The following is an 18,689-nucleotide window of genomic DNA, read 5'->3' as shown; positions in this document are numbered from 1 at the left end:
CGGGTGGCTGCGGTACCGGCACACTGCCTCCTGAGATGTGGAAAGCTCCCGTCGTCGGCGCTCCCAGGATCAGCAGGGAGGTCCACGGCGGGAGCTGATAGCCCCAGATTCTAGGCGTAGGGCGAGCAGGGATCAACCGCAGTGAGGGGCGGGCCATCCTGGCCGGGTGCCCGCCTCGCGTGCCTAGGGTGGTGGCATGTCTGCTGAGCCCCGCCCCTCCCGACCGCTGCTGATGACCCTCCGCCCCGGCGGGGCCGACGACGCCGCCCTCACCCAGGTGGCGGACATCCTCGCGCAGGCCTTCCTCACGGACCCGTACACGCTCTCCACAGTGCCGCCCACTCGGCGCCGGCAGCGCCTCGCCGAGCGCTTCGCCCGGATGGCGCAGTCCTGCCTGCACCACGGCGCGGTGGACATGGCCGTGGACCCGGACGACGGCACCGTGCTGGCCGCCGCCCTCTGGGACGGGCCCGAGGCGCCCCGCGGCGTCAGCGTGCCCGGGCTGCTCGCGCAGGCCCCGTGGCTGCTGAGGGTGCACGGGCGGCGCACCCTGGACCAGATCCGCACCGACGCGGCGTGCGAGCAGGCCCGCCCGAACGAGCCGCACTGGTACCTCAAGGACCTCGGCACCCTGCCCGCGGCCCGTGGCCGGGGTGCCGCCTCCGCGATCGTGCGCCGCCGCCAGCGGGACGCCGGCGGCCGGGGCATCTACCTGGAATCCTCCACCCGCGCGAACGTGCCCTTCTACGAGCACCTGGGTCTGCAGGTGCTCGGGGACGTGCCCGCCCCCGGTGCACCCGAACCCCTCACCGGGATGTGGTGGGCGCCGTGACGCCCCGGCAGGACGGGCCGCGGTACGTCGTCGCCGTCGACCAGGGGACTACCTCCACCCGGGCCGTCGTGGTGGACCACGGCGGCAGGATCGTCGCCACCGGCCAGCAGGAACACCGGCAGATCCTGCCCCGGGCCGGGTGGGTGGAGCACGACCCGATGGAGATCTGGGCCACCACCCGTGAGGTGATCGGCCAGGCCCTGGCCCGCGCGGACATCACCCGGCACGACGTCGCCGCCGTCGGCGTCACCAACCAGCGGGAGACCACCGTCGTGTGGGACCGCACCACCGGCCGGCCCGTGCACAACGCGATCGTCTGGCAGGACACCCGCACCCAGCGGATCTGCGACCGCCTGGCCGGCGACGACGGCCCCGACCGCTACCGGGACCGCACGGGCCTGCCCCTGGCCACGTACTTCTCGGGCCCGAAGGTCGCCTGGATCCTGGAGAACGTGGACGGCGCCCGCGAAGCCGCCGAACGCGGGGACCTGCTGTTCGGCACTACGGACTCCTGGGTGGTGTGGAACCTGACCGGCGGGGTGGACGGCGGCGTGCACGTCACGGACGTCACCAACGCCTCCCGCACCCTGCTGATGGACCTGCACACCCTCGACTGGGACGAGCAGATCGCCGCGGACATGGGCATCCCGACCTCCATGCTGCCGAGGATCGTCAGCTCCTCCGAGGTGGTGGGGGCGGCGTCCTCGCAGTCCCTGCTGCGGCACACCCCGATCGCCGGGATTCTCGGGGACCAGCAGGCCGCAATGGTGGGGCAGGCCTGCTTCGAGCCCGGGCAGGTGAAGAACACCTACGGCACCGGCAACTTCATGCTGATGAACACGGGGCAGGAGCCGGTGCGTTCCGAGCACGGCCTGCTCACCACCGTCTGCTACCGGTTCGGGGACGAGCCGCCCGTCTATGCGCTCGAGGGCTCCGTGGCCGTGACCGGCTCACTCGTGCAGTGGGTGCGGGACAACCTGCGGATGATCGACTCCGCCCCGCAGATCGAGGAGCTCGCCGCCGAGGTGGAGGACAACGGCGGGGTGTACCTCGTACCCGCGTTCTCCGGCCTGTTCGCCCCGCACTGGGATGCGGCGGCACGCGGCGTGGTGGTGGGCCTGACCCGCTTCGTGACCCGCGGGCACCTGGCCCGGGCGGTGCTGGAGGCCACCGCCTTCCAGTCCCGGGACGTGCTCGACGCGATGGACGCCGAGGCCGGTGCCGCCGTCACCGCGATGGCCGTGGACGGCGGCATGGTGGCCAACGACACCCTGATGCAGTTCCAGGCGGACGTGCTGCGCGTGCCCGTGGTGCGCCCGCAGGTCACCGAGACGACGGCGCTCGGGGCCGCCTACGCGGCCGGCCTGGCCGTGGGGTTCTGGGCGTCCACGCAGGAGCTGGCCGCGAACTGGCGGGAGGACCGGCGCTGGGAGCCCGCGATGGACGCGGACGAGGCCGAGCGCCGCCTGCGCCTGTGGCGGCGGGCCGTGGAGCGGGCGAAGGGCTGGATGGACGAGGACGCGCAGGCGCTCGCGGGGGAGTGAGACCGGGGCGTGCTCGCCCCCGGACGGTCGACTTTCGTTCACCTTCCGTTCATGTCAGAATCGAGGGCTTCCCCGTCCTGCTCGTCACCGAGGTCCCTCCATGCCCGCGATCCCCTCGCTCCGCGCCGCCCTCGGCACCCGTGCGCTCGGTGCCGCCCGCACGGCCGCAGTCGCCCGCGTGGCGGAGGCCGCCGGCGTCGTCGTACGCGGCCGCAGGCCCCGGCGCACCGAGCCCGCCCCCGGCACGCTCGCCCGCACCGGCTGGTGGGTGGCCGGCACCCTGCCCCTGCTGGGCTGCCTCACCTCGTTCCCCATCGGCGCCTCCAAGCCCACCCTCGTGATCCCCGGCGTCGGCTACCAGGGCGGGTTCACCGCAGGATGGCAGCACGCCCTCAACCAGCCCGCGTACTTCACCTGGGTCTCCAACGCCCTCGTGGCCGCCACCTCCCTCACCCTCGCCGCCCGCCGCACCGCACCCACCTCGGACGCCTTCTGGGCCGCCCGCACCGCCGGGCTCGGCTCCGTGATGGTCACCGGGATCGTCTACAACGCCGCCCTGCGCGGCATGGAGCAGAACACCCTGCTCTACCGCGCCAACGACGCCGTCCAGCACGTGGTCAACCCCGTGCTCGCCCCCGCCGTGTGGGCGCTCGCAGACCCGCGCGGGCAGATCACCGCGCGCCGGGCCGGACTCGCCGCCGTCCTGCCCCTGCTGTGGACCGCCGCGACGCTCGTGCGCGGGGCCCGGATCGACTGGTACCCCTACCCGTTCCTGGACGTGCCCAAGCTGGGCTACCGGGGTGTGGGGGCGGCGCTGTCCGTGGTGCTGATGGGCTTCACGGGCCTGCTCGGGGTGCTCGGCGCCGTCGACCGCCGCCTCGGGCAGGGCTGAGGGCGGGGCTCGGGCAGGGGTGAGCGTCCGGCCCCGGCAGGGGTGAGCGCCCGGCTCAGTCCTCGCCGACCCACTCCCGGCGCAGCAGCCCCATCACGTGGGCGTCCACCCAGCGGCCGTCCTGCCACAGGGCCTCCCGGAGGGTGCCTTCCACACGGAAGCCGAGCCGCTCATACACGTGGCGGGCGCGCGGGTTGTGGGCGAACACCTCCAGGCTCACCCGGTGCAGGCGCACCGCCCGGAACGCGAAGTCCAGGGCCATGGTCAGGGCCGCCGTGCCCACCCCGCGGTCCCGGGCGCCGGTGATCCATAGCCGCAGCGCGCAGGAGCGGTTCGGCGGGTCGAGGTCCATGAGGATCAGCTCCCCGACGACCTCCCCGTCCGTCTCGATCACCCACACCAGACGGTCCTCGGCCACCGACCACGCCTCGTAGACCTCGGCCAGGTCCTCGGGGCTGCCCCAGGGCTCGGCCCGGCCGGCGACGACGTCCCCGGCCCGCTCACGCGAGTGCGCCGACCCGGTGAGCAGCAGGGTCTGCTCGTCCCGCATGAGCTCGTAGAGCCGGGCGGCGTGCTCGGCCCCGGCGGGGCGGAGGGTCACGCGGCCGTCGGAGAGGGCCTCACCCCGGTAGAACCGGGCTTCCGCATGGGAGGTCTCCGCGGGGGAGAGGTCCGCCGCGTCCGGGGCGTCGGGACTGTCCGGGACGCCGGGACTGTTCGGGGCCGCGGCGGCGGCGCTGCCGGGGCGTGCCATCAGCCCTGCAGCCGGCGCAGCTCGACCCGCTGGCCACAGGCATGGGAGGCGCGGGCCGCCAGGGCGCGTGCGGCGTCGTCGTGCGCGGCCTCCACGATCCAGAACCCGCCGAGGTGCTGGTCGGCGGCGGCGAGCGGGCCCTGGGTGTGGCCGCCCGGGGCGTGCCACACGGTGATCATGCACTGGCTCATGCGCCCATCCCAGCACACTCCACGACGCCGGTCACCCCCGGTGGGAGGGAGCGTGGGGCTGACGTGGGGGCGTGGCCGGGCCGACGCCGCGGCCGAGAACCCCGGCCTCCGCACGCGGAGCTCGCCGAGACTGCAGAAGTGGCGGCTTCGGGCGCGGTGGAGACCGCCACTTCTGCAGTCTCGGCGAGGCGGGCCCACCTCCCAGCGCTTCTCCCTCCCAGCGCTTCTCCCGGCGGCCCCACCTCTCGGCGCTTCCCCCTCCCGGCCCCTCGCGGTCCCCGCCCCCGGTGGCGCTACCGTGGTGGGGTGAGCCAGACCTCCTCATCCTCCTCCTCATCCCCCATGCCCCGCCCGGCCGTCGCCGGCGACGCCGACCACGGCGCCCGCGTCTCCTCGATGTTCGACGCGATCGCCGGCCGGTACGACCTCATGAACGCGGTGATGACCTGGGGCCAGGAACCGCGGCTGGTGCGCCACACGGTGGCCCGGGCCAACATCCCGACGCGCGGGCGCGTGCTGGACCTGGCCACCGGCACCGGGGACATCGCCCTGGAGATCCTGCGCCAGCACCCGGACGCCACGGTGGTGGGCGCGGACTTCGCCCCCCAGATGATGGAGGTCGGGCGCGCCCGGCCGGGCGGGGACCGGGTGGAGTGGGTGGAGGCCGACGCCCTCGACCTCCCCTTCGAGGACGCCTCCTTCGACTCGGTGACGCACGGCTACCTGCTACGCAACGTCTCGGACATCCCCACGGCGCTGGCCGAGCAGTTCCGCGTGCTGCGCCCGGGCGGCTGGGTGGCGGCCCTGGAGACCTCCCCGGCCCCGGACGACTTCCGCAAGCCCTTCACGAGCTTCTACATCCACCGGGTGATGCCCCGCCTGGCCCGGCTGATCGCGGACGAGCCCGCCGCCTACGAGTACCTCTCCTCCTCCACTCGGGCGTTCCGCACCCCCGTGGAGGTGGCGGATCTGTTCGCCGAGGCCGGGTTCGTGAACGTGGGCCACGAGCTGCACATGGCCGGCACCCTGGCCATTCACTGGGCCATGCGGCCGGTGGAATGAGTACCCAGCGGTAGCCTCTGTGAGGACCTTCCTGGCTCACAGCTGACCTCTCCTGGGCTTGTCCTGCATGCCGCCCCAGGGTGTCCTGAGTTGACCTAGGCTGACATGGGCGTACCATTCCTGCAGCATGGTTCATCGCACAGTGTGCCACGGTGCACGACGCGCGGACCGTCTCCCCGGGGAGTCGCATCCCACCACAGGCTGCCCGGGGGTGCTCCACAAGGGCCGTGAGGGTTCGGGCTCCGAAAGCCCACCTGACCAGCCCTGACGGAGGGCGCGAGTCTGCGCTTGACCCTGACCGACCGTCTGTGAGGACCCTGATCCCGTGACCTCCATCCAGAACACTGTCTCCCCCACCTCCATGAGCGAGCTGCGTGAGGCCCTTCCCCGCCTCACCCACCCGGACGGCGCCCCCGTGCGCGTGCTCGTGGCGGACGCCGAGTCCATGGTCGGCGACCTGCTCTCCATGGGCTTCTCCCTGTGCGGCTGGGAGGCCCAGCTCGCGCACGACGGCGCCGCCGCCGTCCAGATGGGCACCCAGCGCCGCCCGGACCTCGCCGTCCTCGACACCGACCTGCCGGAGTCCGACGGCCTGGAGGTGATGGCCCGCCTGCGCGCCCACTGGCCCGAGCTGCCGGTGCTGATCCTCTCGGCGCAGGCCGAGCCCCAGGACCGCATCGCCGGCCTGGCCGCCGGGGCCGACGACTTCGTGGCCAAGCCGTTCGCGCTGGAGGAGGTGCTGCTGCGGGCCCACCGCCTGGTGCAGCGCTCCGGCATGACCGCCGCCGCCGGCGAGGAGCTTGTGGTGGGGGACCTCGTGATGAACACCCGCACCCACGAGGTGCGCCGCGGCGGGGACCTGATCGAGTTGACCGCCACCCAGTTCAACCTGCTGAAGTTCCTCATGGCGAACGTGCGCACGGTGCTCTCCAAGGAGCGCATCCTGCAGGACGTCTGGGGCTACGACTTCGGCGGCCGCGCGAACATCGTGGAGCTCTACATCTCCTACCTGCGCAAGCGCGTCGACGCCGGCCGGGAGCCGATGATCCACACCGTGCGCGGCGCCGGCTACGTGATCCGCCCGGCCGTCTGAGACGCCGGACGTCTCCTGAGGCTCTGGCCACCTCCTGAGGGGTCGGGCGGCCGGCCCCCCCGGGGGGGCGCCCCCCCCCCCCCCCCCGCCCCCCCCCCCCCCACCCCCCCCCACCCGGGCCCCCGCGTCAGTCTGCGGGGGCTCGGCGCTGCACCAGCCGGGTGAGCCGGTCGAGGGCGGCGGGGCCGGCCGTCCAGCGCAGCCAGTGCAGGGGCACCTCGGCTGAGCCGAGCTCCGGCACCAGGGCGAGGTCCGGGTGGGTGCCTTCGAGCACCCGGGCGGGCACCTGCGCCGTCGGGAGCATCCCCCAGCCCAGCCCGCAGCGGACCGCCGTCGCGTAGGCCCCCACGGAGGGGACGTGGTGGTGCGGGGGCGAGGGGACGGCGTCCTGCCCTCGGGAGGCCCGTGCCAGCACCTGGTGCTGCAGGCCATCGCGCATCCCGTAGTCCACCACCGGCAGCGAGCCCAGGCGGAGGCGGCCCTGCCCGTCCCGGTAGGTGTCCAGCAGGAAGCGTGTGGCCACGGCGTGGTAGCGCATGGTCCCCAGCGGCTGCACGGTGCAGCCGGTCACGGGGGTGGGGTCCTCGGTGACGGCCGCCGCCACGGCCCCGCAGCGGACGAGGTCCGCGGTGTGCCGCTGATCCTCCACCTGCAGGTGGAGCACGACGTCGTCCCAGGTGGCCGCCTCGCGCAGCACCGGCGTCCACCAGGTCTCCAGGGAGTCGGCGTTCACGGCGACGGCCAGGCTCATCCGCCCACCCGCGCCCCGGCCGAATGCGGAGAGCGCCTCGTCCTCGAGGGCGAGGGTCTGCCGGGCCAGGCGGAGCATCCGCTCCCCTGCAGCGGTGGGGCGCACGGGCACGGTGCGGCTGAGCAGCACCTGCCCGACCTGCCGTTCGAGAGCCTTGATGCGCTGGGAGAACGCGGAGCCGGAGATCTGCAGGGTGTCCGCGGCGGCGTCGAAGGTGCCGTGGTCGACGGCGGCGGCCAGGGCACGCAGGTGGTCCGAGTTCACGGGGGCGAGCCTACCTGCGGTCTGAAGGAAGGCTTCAGATCCTGAAGGAAACTGCGCTGGAACGGATCCGCCCGCAGCCCTAGCCTCGGTGCCCGTGACCGCATTGACCTCCGCCTTCTCCGCCGGCTTCCTCACCTACCTGGCCCTCGTGGTAGCCATCGGCGCCCAGACGCTGTTCCTGCTGCGCCAGGTGGTGCGCCGTGAGCATGCGTGGACCGCCCTGGGCGTGTGCTTCGTGGCGGACATCGTGCTGCTGGCGGTGGGGGCCGCGGGCCTGGGGGTGGCCGCCGAGTCCGCGCCCTGGCTGGTCACGGCCATGACCGCCGCCGGCGTCGTGTACCTCGTGCTGTTCGCGGCGGGCACCCTGCGCTCGGCGGTGCGCGGCGGGCGATCACTCTCCTCGGCCGCGGCCGCGGAGAACCCGGAGATCGGCCCGTCCGAGGCGGACGTCGTGGCACTCACCGGTCGCCTGCCCGTGATCGACCCGGCCACCGGCCGCCTCCCCGGGCGCGACGGCGGCACCCCCTCCCGCGGCCCGCGCACCCCCGCCGGGGGTCCGGTGCGGCCAGCGGCCGCGGCGCGCCCCTCCCGGGGCACGACGGCGACCCTCACCCGGGTGCGCCCGGCGGCCGGCGTCGTGGCCCGCCCGCAGGCCTCGAAGGTGCGCGTGGTGCTGCTGGCGCTGTCCGTGTCCCTGCTGAACCCGCACGCGATCCTGGACGCCGTGGTGATGATGGGCACCTTCGCCCAGTCCTTCGGGGAAGCCACGTGGAGCTACGCCGCCGGTGCGATGGCCGCCTCCGCGGTCTGGTTCGGCGCCCTCGGCTGGGGCGGGGAGAAGCTCGCCCCGCTCATGGACTCCCCTCGCGTGTGGCGGGCCGTGGACGCCGTGGTGGGCGTGCTCATGCTCGCCCTCGCCGTGAAGCTCGGCCTCGGGCTGCTCTGAACCCGCCCCGGCCGGGTGCGACCCTGCCGGGAGCGACCCTGCCGGGTGCCGGCCGGCGTCGTGATCCGGGAGGGGCCGCCGCGCTCACTAGGCTGAATCGGTGAGCTCCCTGCTGCGCATCCTGCGCTTCGTCCCCGACCTCCGGCCCCTCTACCTCGGCATCGCCGCCAGCGGCGTGCTCATGGCCGCGTTCGCCCTGGTCACCCCGTTCCTCATCGGCGCGGCCGCAGACCACATCGTGGAGGCCGTCGCCGGACGCGCCACCGTGGCAGACACCGTGCGCGCGGTGACCTGGCTGGCGGCGGTGTTCCTCGCCGTCGAGCTGGCCTCCACCGCGGTGGTGTCCGTGGGCGGCTACTGGGGCGACCTCATGGCCGCCCGCATGCGCACCATTCTCTCCTCCCGGTACTTCGACCACCTGCTGCACCTGCCGCAGCGGTACTTCGACACCGAGGTCACCGGGCGCATCACCAACCGGCTGAACCGGTCCATCACCGAGCTCACCCAGTTCCTGAACTTCTTCGCGAACAACGCGTTCACCATGCTGCTGACCACCGCCGCGGTGCTCGTGATCACCGGGTTCTACTGGTGGCCGCTGGCGGTGCTGCTGGCCGTGGTGTTCCCCGTGTACATGTGGCTCACCGCCAAGACCTCCGCCCGCTGGCAGGTGTGGGAAGGGGAGAAGAACACCGAGGTGGACATCGCCTCCGGCCGGTTCACGGAGGTCGTGGCGCAGATGCCCGTGGTGCGCGCCTACAACCGGCAGGACACCGAGCTGAGCGGGTTCCGGGAGCGCTTCGGGCGGACCATCGGCATCACGCGGGCGCAGTCGCGGTGGTGGCACTCGATGGACGCCGCCCGGCGCGTGGCGCTGAACCTGGTGTTCGCCGGGCTGTACCTGATCGTGTTCGTGCGCACCGCCCAGGGGCACTTCTCCGTGGGCGACATGGTGATCCTCCTGCAGCTGATGACCATGGCCCGCGAGCCCATCTTCTCCATGAGCTACCTCGTGGACTCCGCCCAGCGGGCGGTCGCCGGCTCGAAGGACTACTTCGCCGTGCTGGCCGAGGAGCGCGAGGAGCAGGCGCGCGGGGACGCGGTGCGTGGGCAGGCGGTGCACGGGCAGGCGGAGGTGGCCGGCGCCGTCGTCGTGCCCCGCCGGGGCCCCACCCCCCACGACGACGGCGGCACCGCACCGGCCGTGCGCTTCCAGGGCGTGCGCTTCGCGTACGAGCCCGGGGGCGAGGACGTGCTGCGCGGGGTGGACTTCGAGATCGGCCGCGGGGAGAAGGTGGCGCTCGTGGGTGAGTCCGGCGGTGGCAAGTCCACCGTGACGAACCTGCTCATGGGCCTGTACCCGGTGTCCGAGGGGCGGATCGAGGTGTTCGGGCAGGACGCCGCCGCCATGGACCTGCGTGTGCTGCGTGAGCAGATCGCCACCGTGTTCCAGGAGCCCAACCTGTTCTCCGGCACCGTGCGGGAGAACATCGCCTACGCGGACCCGGATGCCTCGGACGAGCGGGTGCGCGCGGCGGCGCGGGCGGCGTTCGCGGACGGGTTCGTGGAGGGCTTCCCGGACGGCTACGAGCAGCTGATCGGCGAGCGGGGGCTGCGCCTGTCCGGCGGGCAGCGGCAGCGGATCGCGGTGGCGCGGGCCGTGCTCAAGGACGCGCCCATCCTGATCCTGGACGAGGCCACCTCGAGCCTGGACACCAAGTCCGAACGGCTCGTGCAGGCCGCGTTGGATGAGCTCATGGTGGGCCGGTCCAGCCTGATCGTGGCGCACCGGCTCTCCACCATCGCCGCGGTGGACCGGATCGTCACCCTGCGCGGCGGGCGCGTGGACGAGGTTGGCACCCCGGCCGAGCTGGCGCAGACCGGCGGGATCTACGCCCAGCTGCTCCGGCTGCAGCAGGCCGGGACGAAGGAGGCCAAGAAGCTGCTCAAGGAGTACGGCATCGCAGGATGAGGGCGAGGGTGGCTGCCACTCGAGGGATCTGCTACGAGAACGACCCTTCTGAGGGCCTCCAGAGCCGTCAGAAGGGTCGTTTCTGCAGCGGATCGTCAGCGGGTGCAGACGGCCCCGCCCCTGCCGGATCAGTCGCGCGGGGTCAGCAGCACAGAGACGCCGCGGCCGTCCGCATCCTTGCCGGAGGCGGTGATCTGCCCGCGGGCGTTCACGGCGGTGGCATCCAGGAGCGTCCACCCCGCCGGAAGCCCGCCCACCACGGTGTTCAGGTCCACGGCGACGCCCTCGCACCAGACGGTGGCCGCCCCGCCGAACGAGGTGTTGCCGCGGAACTTCGCCCCGTGGCCGACCACCTCGCCGCGGGCGTTGACGCCGTGGGCGTCCGAGAACCTCCAGCCGGTGTCCGCCAGGGCCTGCGGTCCGGCGGCGGTGAAGGACACCGCGGTGGCGCGGCCGTCCTCGGTGCTGGCCTCGCCGACCACGTGGGAGCCGTGCACGGCGGCGGCGTCGGAGGTGCCGTGGTCGAACAGCGCGCCGAGGTCATGGGCGCGGCCGGCCTTGTCCCAGAGGGCCGCGTGACGGTGGGCGTGGGCATGGCGATGGCCGCCGTGGTCGCCGTCGTGGCCCTCTTCCTCGTGGAGGACGCGGCTGTGGCCCACCACGGTGCCGCGGGCGTCCACGGCGAAGGCGACGGAAGTGGCGGTGAACGTCCCCTCGCTCGCCGACAGGTGCGGCAGGTGCACGGTGCCCTTCTTCGACCAGCGGGTGGCGGCGGTCTCACCGGCGGCGTTGCGCTGGGAGCCGACCACGTCCCCGCGGGCGTTGACGTCATTGGCCACGCCGGAGTCACCGAGCAACCGCAGCCGGCCCGAGCGATCCCAGACGGCCGGCTGGCTGCGCTCCGGGGAGGCGGCGAACACCTCGCCCACAGCCACGCCGGCGTTGTTCATGCCCAGGACCCGGCCGAAGGTGCTGCCAGCGGGCACCGCGAGCAGTGCGTCCACCCCGTGGCGGGAGGTGTAGGGCAGCTGCGGGCGGAAGTCCGGCCCGGTCGAGGCGGTGCCGCCGACGATGCCCGAATCGGTCAGTGCGGTGGGGCGGGAGGTGCGGCCTCCGGCGTCGCCGACCTGCTCGGCCGTGTACCCGGAGCGGCACATGGCCTGCCCTGCGAGGGAGAGCCTGGGGGCGGAGGCCGAGGCCGCAGCCGAGGTGGCGGACGGGCCGCGGCCGGCGGCGTGGCTGGAGGGGGCGGCCGAGGCGACGCCGGCGTTCAGCAGGGTGGTGAGGGCCAGGGCGGCGGTGGCTGCGGATGCGATGGTGCGGGGATGCATGGAACGTCTCCATCTCACATGAGAATCAGTATCAGTAAGACGGAAGGGTACACGCACCCATGTGGGGGAGTGGATCGCGGGGATCCGCTGCGAGAACGACCCCTCTGAGGCCTCGCAAAGGGCTCAGAGGGGTCGTCTCTGCAGCGGATGTTCGTGCAGCGGGCGGTCAGCGGAACATCAGCGGCTCTCGGCGGCAGCGGCCACCGCCGCGATCTCCGCCACGCGGTCCCGCACCAGGAACCAGCCGCCGATCAGCGCCGGCACCACCACCACGAGCGAGGCGAGCGTGAACGTGCCCACCGGGTAGTCCAGCGCCGTCAGCACCAGCACCGCCGCGAGGAACACCAGCACCGCCACATCCGCAGCGATCCCACCCGGTGCCCGGTACGAGGGGCGCTCCATCTCCCCGCGCCGGCACAGCAGCAGGAACTTCAGATGGCTGGCGCAGATCGTGCCCCACGTGGCCACCACACCGATTGCCACCACATTCAGCATGATCTCGAACGCCAGCTCCGGCACCACGAGGTTCACCATCACACCCACCATGGCCACGGCCGCGGTCATGGCGATCCCGCCCCACGGCACACCCGAACGGGTCACGGAGCGGGCGAACTTCGGCGCGGACCCCGCCACCGCCATCGAGTGGATGATGCGCCCCGTCGAGTAGATGCCCGCGTTCATCGAGGACATCGCCGCGGTGATCAGCACCAACTGCATGATCGGGGCCGCGTAGTCCACGCCGATCGAGTCGAAGAACGTGACGAACGGGGACTCGCCCGCCGAGTACGCACTCGCCGGCATCAGCAGGGACAGCAGCAGCACCGAGCCGCAGTAGAACAGGACCACGCGGAACAGGATCGAGTTGATCGCCCGCGGCACGACGGCGGCGGCGTCCTTGGTCTCGCCGGCGGCGGTGCCGACCAGCTCGATGCCCATGTACGCGAACACCACACCCTGGGTCATGATCACCGCTGGCAGCACCCCGTTCGGGAACCAGCCGCCGTTGTCCGAGATCAGCGCGAACCCGGTGGGTGTGCCCGTGGGGGTGCCCACGAGGACCATCACCGTGCCGATCACCAGGAACGCCACCAGGGCCAGCACCTTGACCAGCGCGAACCAGAACTCCATCTCGCCGAAGATCTTCACGGAGATCAGGTTCAGGGACACCACGAGCACCACCATGGCCAGCGCCACGATCCACTGCGGGATCTCCCCGAGGAACGAGAGGGACGTGTACCGCCCGAACCAGGCCACGTACAGCGCCAGCGCGGTGGCCTCGGCCACCGCCACCATCGCCCAGTTCAGCCAGGACAGCCAGCCGGAGACGAACGCGGCCTTCTCACCGAAGAACTCACGCGCGTAGGAGACGAACGAGCCGGCCGAGGGGCGGCGGACCACCAGCTCGCCCAGGGAGCGCAGGATCAGGTAGCCGAAGAACCCGCAGATCGCGTAGAGGAGCACCAGGGAGGGGCCTGCCGTGTGCAGACGGCCGCCGGCACCGAGGAACAGGCCCGTGCCGATCGCCGAGCCGATGGCGATCATCTGCAGGTGGCGGGGGGAGAGATCCTTGTGGAGGCCGCGGTCCTCCGCGGCGATCAGGGCCTCGGGGGTGTGCTCCGGGGCGGGGCCCGGCGGGACGGAGGAGGCAGAGGAAGCGGGCGCGACGGGCCCGGCCACAGTCGTGGGCATCAGGAGACTCCGAGAGGGAACGGACGGAGACGACGTCCGTCGAGGAGCGGGGGTGGCGCAGACGGAGGACGATCGACCGCACGGCAGATGGGCAGGGGTGGGCCCGGGGCGCGCGCGAGGGGCGGGGGTGCCCCCAGTATCACCGATCCGGGAGGGCGCTGGTGAATCTGTTGCAGGAATGACTCCTCTGACGGTTCTGACGGCGGTCAGAGGGGTCGTTTCTGCGGCGGATCGCCGGGCAACGTCACGTCTCGCGGATCAGCACGAGTCCGCTCGCCCCACCGCGCGGTGACTCCTGCACAGGCCCCCGCCTGTGGACACGCGGAGCGGGGCCGCCTCACTCACGGCACGCTGGGGGACATGCGCAGACCAGGACCCTTCCCCGAGCACCTCAAGGGCCGTGTGTTCTCACGCGCCCAGGCGGCGGCCGCAGGGCTCTCCGCCTCGCGGCTGCGCAGCCGGGACGTCCGGCGGGTGCGGCACGGCTGGTACCGATGGGTGGGCCTCACCCCACGCAGCATCCCACCCCTCGTCGCCTCCGCCGTGGAGGCCGCCCGCGCCGAGGAGATCGCCCGACTCCAGGAGATCTGCACGCGGTACCCGGACGCCGTCGTCACGGGGGAATCGGTGGCGAGACTTCAGCGCTGGCCTCTGCCGGCCGACGTCGCCACCCGGGTGCGTCCCACCGTGCTGCGCCCCCGCGGCCGCCGGGCGGTGCCGGACGAGGACGTCGTGACCCGCACCGTGGACCCGTCCCGCGTGATCGTGCGGCGTCCCCGGCCCCACAGCGTCCCGGAGGCCTCCTTCCCAGACGCGTGGTTCCACCTGGCGCCGGTGCTGGAGCCCGGCTGGCTCGTGACCGTGGGCGACCACCTGGCCCGCCGCTCGGACACCCGCGGTATCCGCGCCCTGGCCGGGCGGGAGGACCTGCACCGCGCCCTGGAACGCCACCGCGGGGAGACGGGTGCCCGGCGGGCCCGGCAGGCGCTCGCGGTGGTCCGGGAGGGCTCGGACTCGCCGCCGGAGACGGAGCTTCGGTTGGCGCTCGTGGCCGCGGGACTGCCGGAACCGGACCTGCAGATCGAGCTGTGGGACGCCGACTACTCGATCTTCCACCCGGCCAGCGCGGACCTGGGGTACTGGAGGTGGAAGATCGCTGTGCAGTACGAGGGCAAGGGGCACGACGGCGCCGCGCAGGTGGGCAAGGACACGCGCCGGGACGCGGTGTTCCAGCGGGCGGGGTGGATCGTGATCCGGGTGGCCGGCCCGGACCGGGCGCGGGGGTTCGTGGAGACCGTGGAGCTCGTGCGGCGGGCCATCGCGCAGCGGCAGGCGTACGCCCCCGCGCAGCCCTGGTGAGATCTGCTGCAGAAACGACCCCTCTGGCGGCCTCAGGTGAGCCCAGAAGGGCCGTTTCCGCAGCGGATCGGTGGGCGGGGTGGGCATAGCGCGGAGGGCGGGCGGATCGCGGTGCAGCACGAGGGCCGAGAATGGTGCGGTGACCTCCCGCCCCGCCTCCTCCCTCGCCGGCACCGCCTCCGCTCCCACCACCCGGGTGCGCCTCGGTCTCCTCCTCGACGCGTCGGCCGCCCCGCTCGACCCGGTCGCTCCGCTCGGCCCCGCAGCGCTCGCGGCCCGGCTCGACACCGCCGCCCTCGCCGATCGGCTTCATGCCGAGTACCCCGGCCTGGACTGGGAGGTGGATCTGCGTGAGGAGCGCCTCGGGGACCCGGACGACGACGCCCTCGACCTCCTCGAGGTCACCCGGGACCGCATGCTGGACGAGGACTGGGACCTGGCCGTCGCCGTCACGGAGCGGCCGCTCGTCCAGGGCCGGCACACGCGAGCGGAGCAGGTCTCCCCGGGGCATGCGGCCGGCGTCGTGTCCCTGGACCACGCGGACGAGTCCGCGCTGGACGCTGTGGACCGGGTGGTCGGCTGGATCCTCGGGCTCGACCCGGACGACGCCGTCCCCTCCTCCGCGGACCGCGCGGACGCGGCGCGCTGGGCCCGCCAGCTCGCCGCCGACGTCGAGACCCGTGCCGGCGAGTCCGGGGCCTCCTACGCGGCGCGGGTGGCCGCGTCCAGTGCGCGGCTGATCCTGGGGACGGTGCGGGCCAACCGCCCGTGGACGGTGGCGTTGACCTTGACCCGGTCGATGTCCACGGCGCTGGCCACGGGGGCGCTGACCCTGATCACCACGGACCTCTGGCTGCTGTCCGCGGAGTACTCGCCCACGCAGATGGGACTGGTGGGGTTGGTGGCGGTCGCTGCGGTGACGGTGAGCCTTGTGGTGGGCGCGCACCTGTGGGAGCGGCCGCGGCGGGCGTCGGAGCGGCAGCAGGTGACGGTGTTCAACATCGCCACGCTGCTGACGGTGCTGATCGGGGTGGGGGTGCTGCACGTGCTGCTCATGCTCGTCTCGCTCGGCGGGGCGCTGCTGCTGGTGGACGCGGACGTGTTCGCGGAGGTCACGGGGGAGCCGGCCACGTGGGTGCAGTACGTGAAGCTGGCCTGGTTCGTGGGCGGTCTGGCCACCATCGGCTCGGCCCTGGGCGCGGGCCTCGAGGACGACGACGACGTCCGCGACGCCGTGTTCACCCGCGGCGCCTCGCGCTGAGGTCGGGTCGGGGGCTCAGACGTCCCGCGCCCCTCGCGCGCTGGGCCCGGACACCCCCGCACCCCGGGCCCGCCGCTGCGGGGAGCGGCGGGCCCGGTTCGGCGTGGGCCTCGAAGGCCGCCGGCCTCAGAGGGAGGCCAGCCCGCGCACGGGGCTGAGGCGGGCGGCGCGCCGGGCCGGGAGCAGGGAGGCCAGCAGGCCCGCCCCGGCCGCCACCGCCACGATCAGGGCCAGCTCGGCCCAGGGCACGGTCACCGGGACCAGGGCCTCCCGGCCGAGGCCCTCCATGAGGGTCCCGAGGACCAGCTGGGAACCGGCCCAGCCGTAGAACACGCCGAGCGCACAGCCCAGGGCGGCGGCCACGGCCGCGATCAGCACCGCCTCGATCGCGATCATCCCGCGCAGCCCGCCCCGCGTCAGCCCGAGGGCCCGCAGCAGCGCGTTCTCTCGGGTCCGCTCGATCACGGACAGGTTCAGCGTGTTGGCCACGCCGATCAGCGCGATCAGCACAGACGCGGCCAGCAGCGCCACCACGATCCACAGCAGGGAGTCGATGACCTGCGCGTACATCAGCCGCTCCGGGGCGCCGCCGCCGATCATCTCGGAGCCCGGGCCGGCGGCCGTGGACACCCGGTCCACGAACCCCTGCAGTCCGTCCAGGGAGACCTCGCCCGCCGCGGAGACCAGCAGCAGGGCGGGTGTGTCCCGCACGGCGGAGACGTCCAGCTCGGGGCCGAGGACGGGCTCGAGCTCGGCGCGGCGCTCGGCCGCCGGGACGCCGGCGGTGCGCACGTGCTCGGCGGTGGCGGGGCTGAGGAACACGCCATCGCTCAGGCCGGAGCCGCGCACGGAGGTGAGGTCCTGCACCCGGCCGTCCACCACCACGGTGGTCTGCGGGTCGGACCAGGAGGGGGTGTACACGGTGCCGTCCGCGCCGAGGGCGTCCCCCTGGCCCTGCGGGGCGGCGGCGACCACGGCGCGCAGCCCCTCCGGGCTGACCTCGTAGACGGGGGTGCCGGAGGCGGTGGTGCCCACGGGGGAGGCGGCGACGGCGGCGTCCACCTCCGCCAGGTCGGTCACCGCGGCCACGGCCTGGCGGGCGTCGGACCCGGTCGGTAGGGAGACCACGAGGTCCACGGGGTAGCTCTCGGCCAGGGCCTCGCCGGTGAGCTGCTGGGTGGTCCGGCCGCCGGTGATGAACAGCGCCACCAGGGTGGTGCCGATCAGCAGGGCCGCGGCCGTGGCGGCGGTGCGGGAGCGGTGGCGGGTGGCGTTGAGCCCGGCCAGCCGGCCCGGCACGCCCACGGGCCGGGCCAGCACGGCCGCGCCCCGCACCGCCGCCGGCACGAACAGTGTGGCCAGCATCAGCACCCCCAGGAAGGAGAGCACCCCGCCGCCCATCGCCGCCAGGAACTCGCCCTCCAGGGCGCCCCACACCATCAGGGCGGTGCCTCCGGCGGCCAGCACGGCCCCGACGGCGGTCCGCAGCCGGCCGGCGCGCGAGCGCACCTCGGTCTCGGTGCGGGGACGCAGCGCCTGCAGCGGCGCCACGCGGGTGGCCGCGCGGGCCGGGCCCACGGCGGCCACCACGGCCACGGCGGTGCCGACCAGGGTGATCAGCACCAGCGCCAGCGGGTCCGCGGCGAAGGTGAGGCTGTCCACGCCGAGGGCCGCGCGGGCCAGGGCGGCGACCGCGGCCAGCAGACCGAGGGCCGTCCCCACGCCCAGGACCGCCCCGAGCAGTCCGGCGGCCAGCGCCTCGACCAGCACGGACCGGTGGACCTGGCCGGAGGAGGCCCCCACCGCACGCAGCAGGGCGAGGTCCCGGGTGCGCTGGGCCACCAGCACCTGGAAGGTGTTGGCGATGACCAGCCCGGTCACCAGCAGGGCGAGCACCGCGAACCCGCCGAGCACCCAGCCGAACAGGTCCGTGCCGCCGGAGAGCTCCGCGAGCCGGGCACGCACGGCCTCGTCCGGGGTGCTCACATCCGCGGGGACAGATCCCACGGCGGCCGACACGCGCTCCTGCACGGCCTGCACGTCCGCCCCGGGGTCCAAGCGCAGCAGGACGGCGGAGGCGTACGGGGGCAGATCCGCCGGGTGCAGCCCCTCGACCAGGGCGGCACCGGCCCAGAGCTGGGTGCCGGCGGAGAGGGAGGGGTCCGGGGATGCGGAGACGACGCCGGCCACGGTGGCCTGGGCCGTGCCCGCCTCGCCGGCGCTGAGGCTCAGGCGGTCCCCGAGGTGCAGGCCCAGCCGGTCGGCGGTCTTCTCGTCCACGGCGACGCCGGAGCCGTCCTCGGGGGAGGGCAGGGCGCCCTCCCGCACGTGCACCCCGGCCAGGCCGGGATCCTGCGGGACGGCCAGAGCGAGGGCGAAGCCCCCCTCCGCACGCCCGTCGGCGGTGGTGAGGTCCACGGAGGTGGGGGCGACCGCCCAGGCCTCGGCGACGCCGTCGACGCGGCCCAGGGGGCCGGGGGCCGCCGGGGTGCCGGCGAGGGACCCGAGCGCCTGCCAGGGGTCCGGGCCCTCAGCCGGCTCGGTGCTGGACGAGTCGGTCGAGCGGGGCAGCACCACGAGGTCCGAGGAGGCGTAGACGGCGCCGAGCGTGGTGCGCAGAGTGGCCTGCGCCGTCGAGCCGACCAGGGAGGCAGCGGCCAGGAAGCCGGTGCCGATCAGCACCGCCAGCACCACTGCGAGGTAGCGTCGAGGCTGCGTGCGCAGCTGGGACAGGGCGACGGTCAGCACGGC

The 18,689-nt window shown here is 74.0% G+C and carries 15 protein-coding genes; 9 read left to right on the top strand and 6 right to left on the bottom strand.

Translation table 11 applies throughout. From position 1 onward, the window contains the following. Positions 1–196: 196 nt before the first annotated feature. The 3 genes from SPI96_RS04070 to SPI96_RS04060 all read left to right on the top strand — a co-directional run bounded on the left by SPI96_RS04070 (position 197) and on the right by SPI96_RS04060 (position 3,268). Entirely contained in the window at positions 197–832 is a 636-nt protein-coding gene (locus tag SPI96_RS04070; RefSeq protein ID WP_321081090.1) for a GNAT family N-acetyltransferase, read from the top strand. After that, complete coding sequence (glpK, locus tag SPI96_RS04065; protein ID WP_321081089.1) at positions 829–2,376, top strand: glycerol kinase GlpK; 1,548 nt, start codon at positions 829–831, stop codon at positions 2,374–2,376. The genes SPI96_RS04070 and glpK overlap by 4 nt, the downstream gene beginning before the upstream one ends. A 100-nt stretch (positions 2,377–2,476) precedes the next feature. Continuing rightward, a complete protein-coding gene (locus tag SPI96_RS04060) occupies positions 2,477–3,268 on the top strand; it encodes a Pr6Pr family membrane protein (protein ID WP_321081088.1) in 792 nt (263 codons plus the stop codon). Positions 3,269–3,323: 55 nt separating this feature from the next. On the opposite strand, the gene SPI96_RS04055 is transcribed toward SPI96_RS04060, so the two are convergent. Both SPI96_RS04055 and SPI96_RS04050 read right to left on the bottom strand, forming a co-directional pair. Next, positions 3,324–4,022: a GNAT family protein gene (locus tag SPI96_RS04055; RefSeq protein ID WP_321081087.1), complete on the bottom strand. Its 699-nt coding sequence runs from the start codon at positions 4,020–4,022 to the stop codon at positions 3,324–3,326. Further along, complete coding sequence (locus SPI96_RS04050) at positions 4,022–4,213, bottom strand: hypothetical protein (RefSeq protein WP_321081086.1); 192 nt, start codon at positions 4,211–4,213, stop codon at positions 4,022–4,024. Before SPI96_RS04050 ends, SPI96_RS04055 begins: the two co-directional genes overlap by 1 nt. A 306-nt stretch (positions 4,214–4,519) precedes the next feature. Between SPI96_RS04050 and SPI96_RS04045 the strand changes: the two genes are divergently transcribed. Both SPI96_RS04045 and SPI96_RS04040 read left to right on the top strand, forming a co-directional pair. Beyond that, on the top strand, positions 4,520–5,275 hold the full coding sequence (locus SPI96_RS04045; RefSeq protein WP_321081085.1) for a ubiquinone/menaquinone biosynthesis methyltransferase: 756 nt from the start codon (positions 4,520–4,522) through the stop codon (positions 5,273–5,275). Between the two features lie 361 nt (positions 5,276–5,636). Next, positions 5,637–6,368 carry a response regulator transcription factor gene (locus SPI96_RS04040; protein ID WP_321081107.1) on the top strand — a complete coding sequence of 244 codons (732 nt, stop codon included), beginning with the start codon at positions 5,637–5,639 and terminating at the stop codon, positions 6,366–6,368. Between the two features lie 127 nt (positions 6,369–6,495). On the opposite strand, the gene SPI96_RS04035 is transcribed toward SPI96_RS04040, so the two are convergent. Continuing rightward, positions 6,496–7,383, bottom strand: coding sequence for an ArgP/LysG family DNA-binding transcriptional regulator (locus tag SPI96_RS04035; protein WP_321081084.1), 888 nt, complete (start codon positions 7,381–7,383; stop codon positions 6,496–6,498). A 94-nt stretch (positions 7,384–7,477) separates the two neighbouring features. On the opposite strand from SPI96_RS04035, the gene SPI96_RS04030 reads away from it, so the two are divergent. Further along, a complete protein-coding gene (locus tag SPI96_RS04030) occupies positions 7,478–8,329 on the top strand; it encodes a LysE/ArgO family amino acid transporter (protein ID WP_321081083.1) in 852 nt (283 codons plus the stop codon). A 100-nt stretch (positions 8,330–8,429) separates the two neighbouring features. Continuing rightward, positions 8,430–10,298 carry an ABC transporter ATP-binding protein gene (locus SPI96_RS04025; protein ID WP_321081082.1) on the top strand — a complete coding sequence of 623 codons (1,869 nt, stop codon included), beginning with the start codon at positions 8,430–8,432 and terminating at the stop codon, positions 10,296–10,298. Between the two features lie 128 nt (positions 10,299–10,426). Here the strand turns inward: SPI96_RS04025 and SPI96_RS04020 are convergent, their stop codons facing one another. Together SPI96_RS04020 and SPI96_RS04015 are read right to left on the bottom strand one after the other, a co-directional pair. Beyond that, complete coding sequence (locus tag SPI96_RS04020) at positions 10,427–11,629, bottom strand: hypothetical protein (RefSeq protein WP_321081081.1); 1,203 nt, start codon at positions 11,627–11,629, stop codon at positions 10,427–10,429. 177 nt (positions 11,630–11,806) lie between these two features. Further along, on the bottom strand, positions 11,807–13,318 hold the full coding sequence (locus tag SPI96_RS04015; RefSeq protein WP_321081080.1) for an amino acid permease: 1,512 nt from the start codon (positions 13,316–13,318) through the stop codon (positions 11,807–11,809). Between the two features lie 360 nt (positions 13,319–13,678). Here SPI96_RS04015 and SPI96_RS04010 point away from each other — a divergent pair, with 360 nt between their 5' ends. Both SPI96_RS04010 and SPI96_RS04005 read left to right on the top strand, forming a co-directional pair. Next, on the top strand, positions 13,679–14,677 hold the full coding sequence (locus SPI96_RS04010) for a hypothetical protein (protein WP_321081079.1): 999 nt from the start codon (positions 13,679–13,681) through the stop codon (positions 14,675–14,677). 139 nt (positions 14,678–14,816) lie between these two features. Beyond that, a complete protein-coding gene (locus SPI96_RS04005) occupies positions 14,817–15,938 on the top strand; it encodes a hypothetical protein (RefSeq protein WP_321081078.1) in 1,122 nt (373 codons plus the stop codon). A gap of 126 nt (positions 15,939–16,064) precedes the next feature. Here SPI96_RS04005 and SPI96_RS04000 read toward each other — a convergent pair whose 3' ends face one another. After that, positions 16,065–18,686, bottom strand: a complete 2,622-nt coding sequence (locus tag SPI96_RS04000) for an ABC transporter permease (protein ID WP_321081077.1) — start codon at positions 18,684–18,686, stop codon at positions 16,065–16,067. Positions 18,687–18,689 lie beyond the last annotated feature (3 nt).

The organism is Micrococcus sp. (assembly GCF_034179925.1).
In the GTDB taxonomy this organism is placed as follows: domain Bacteria; phylum Actinomycetota; class Actinomycetes; order Actinomycetales; family Micrococcaceae; genus Micrococcus.
Note: the sequence above shows the minus strand (reverse complement) of the source record. Positions and strands in the feature narration are given on the sequence as shown.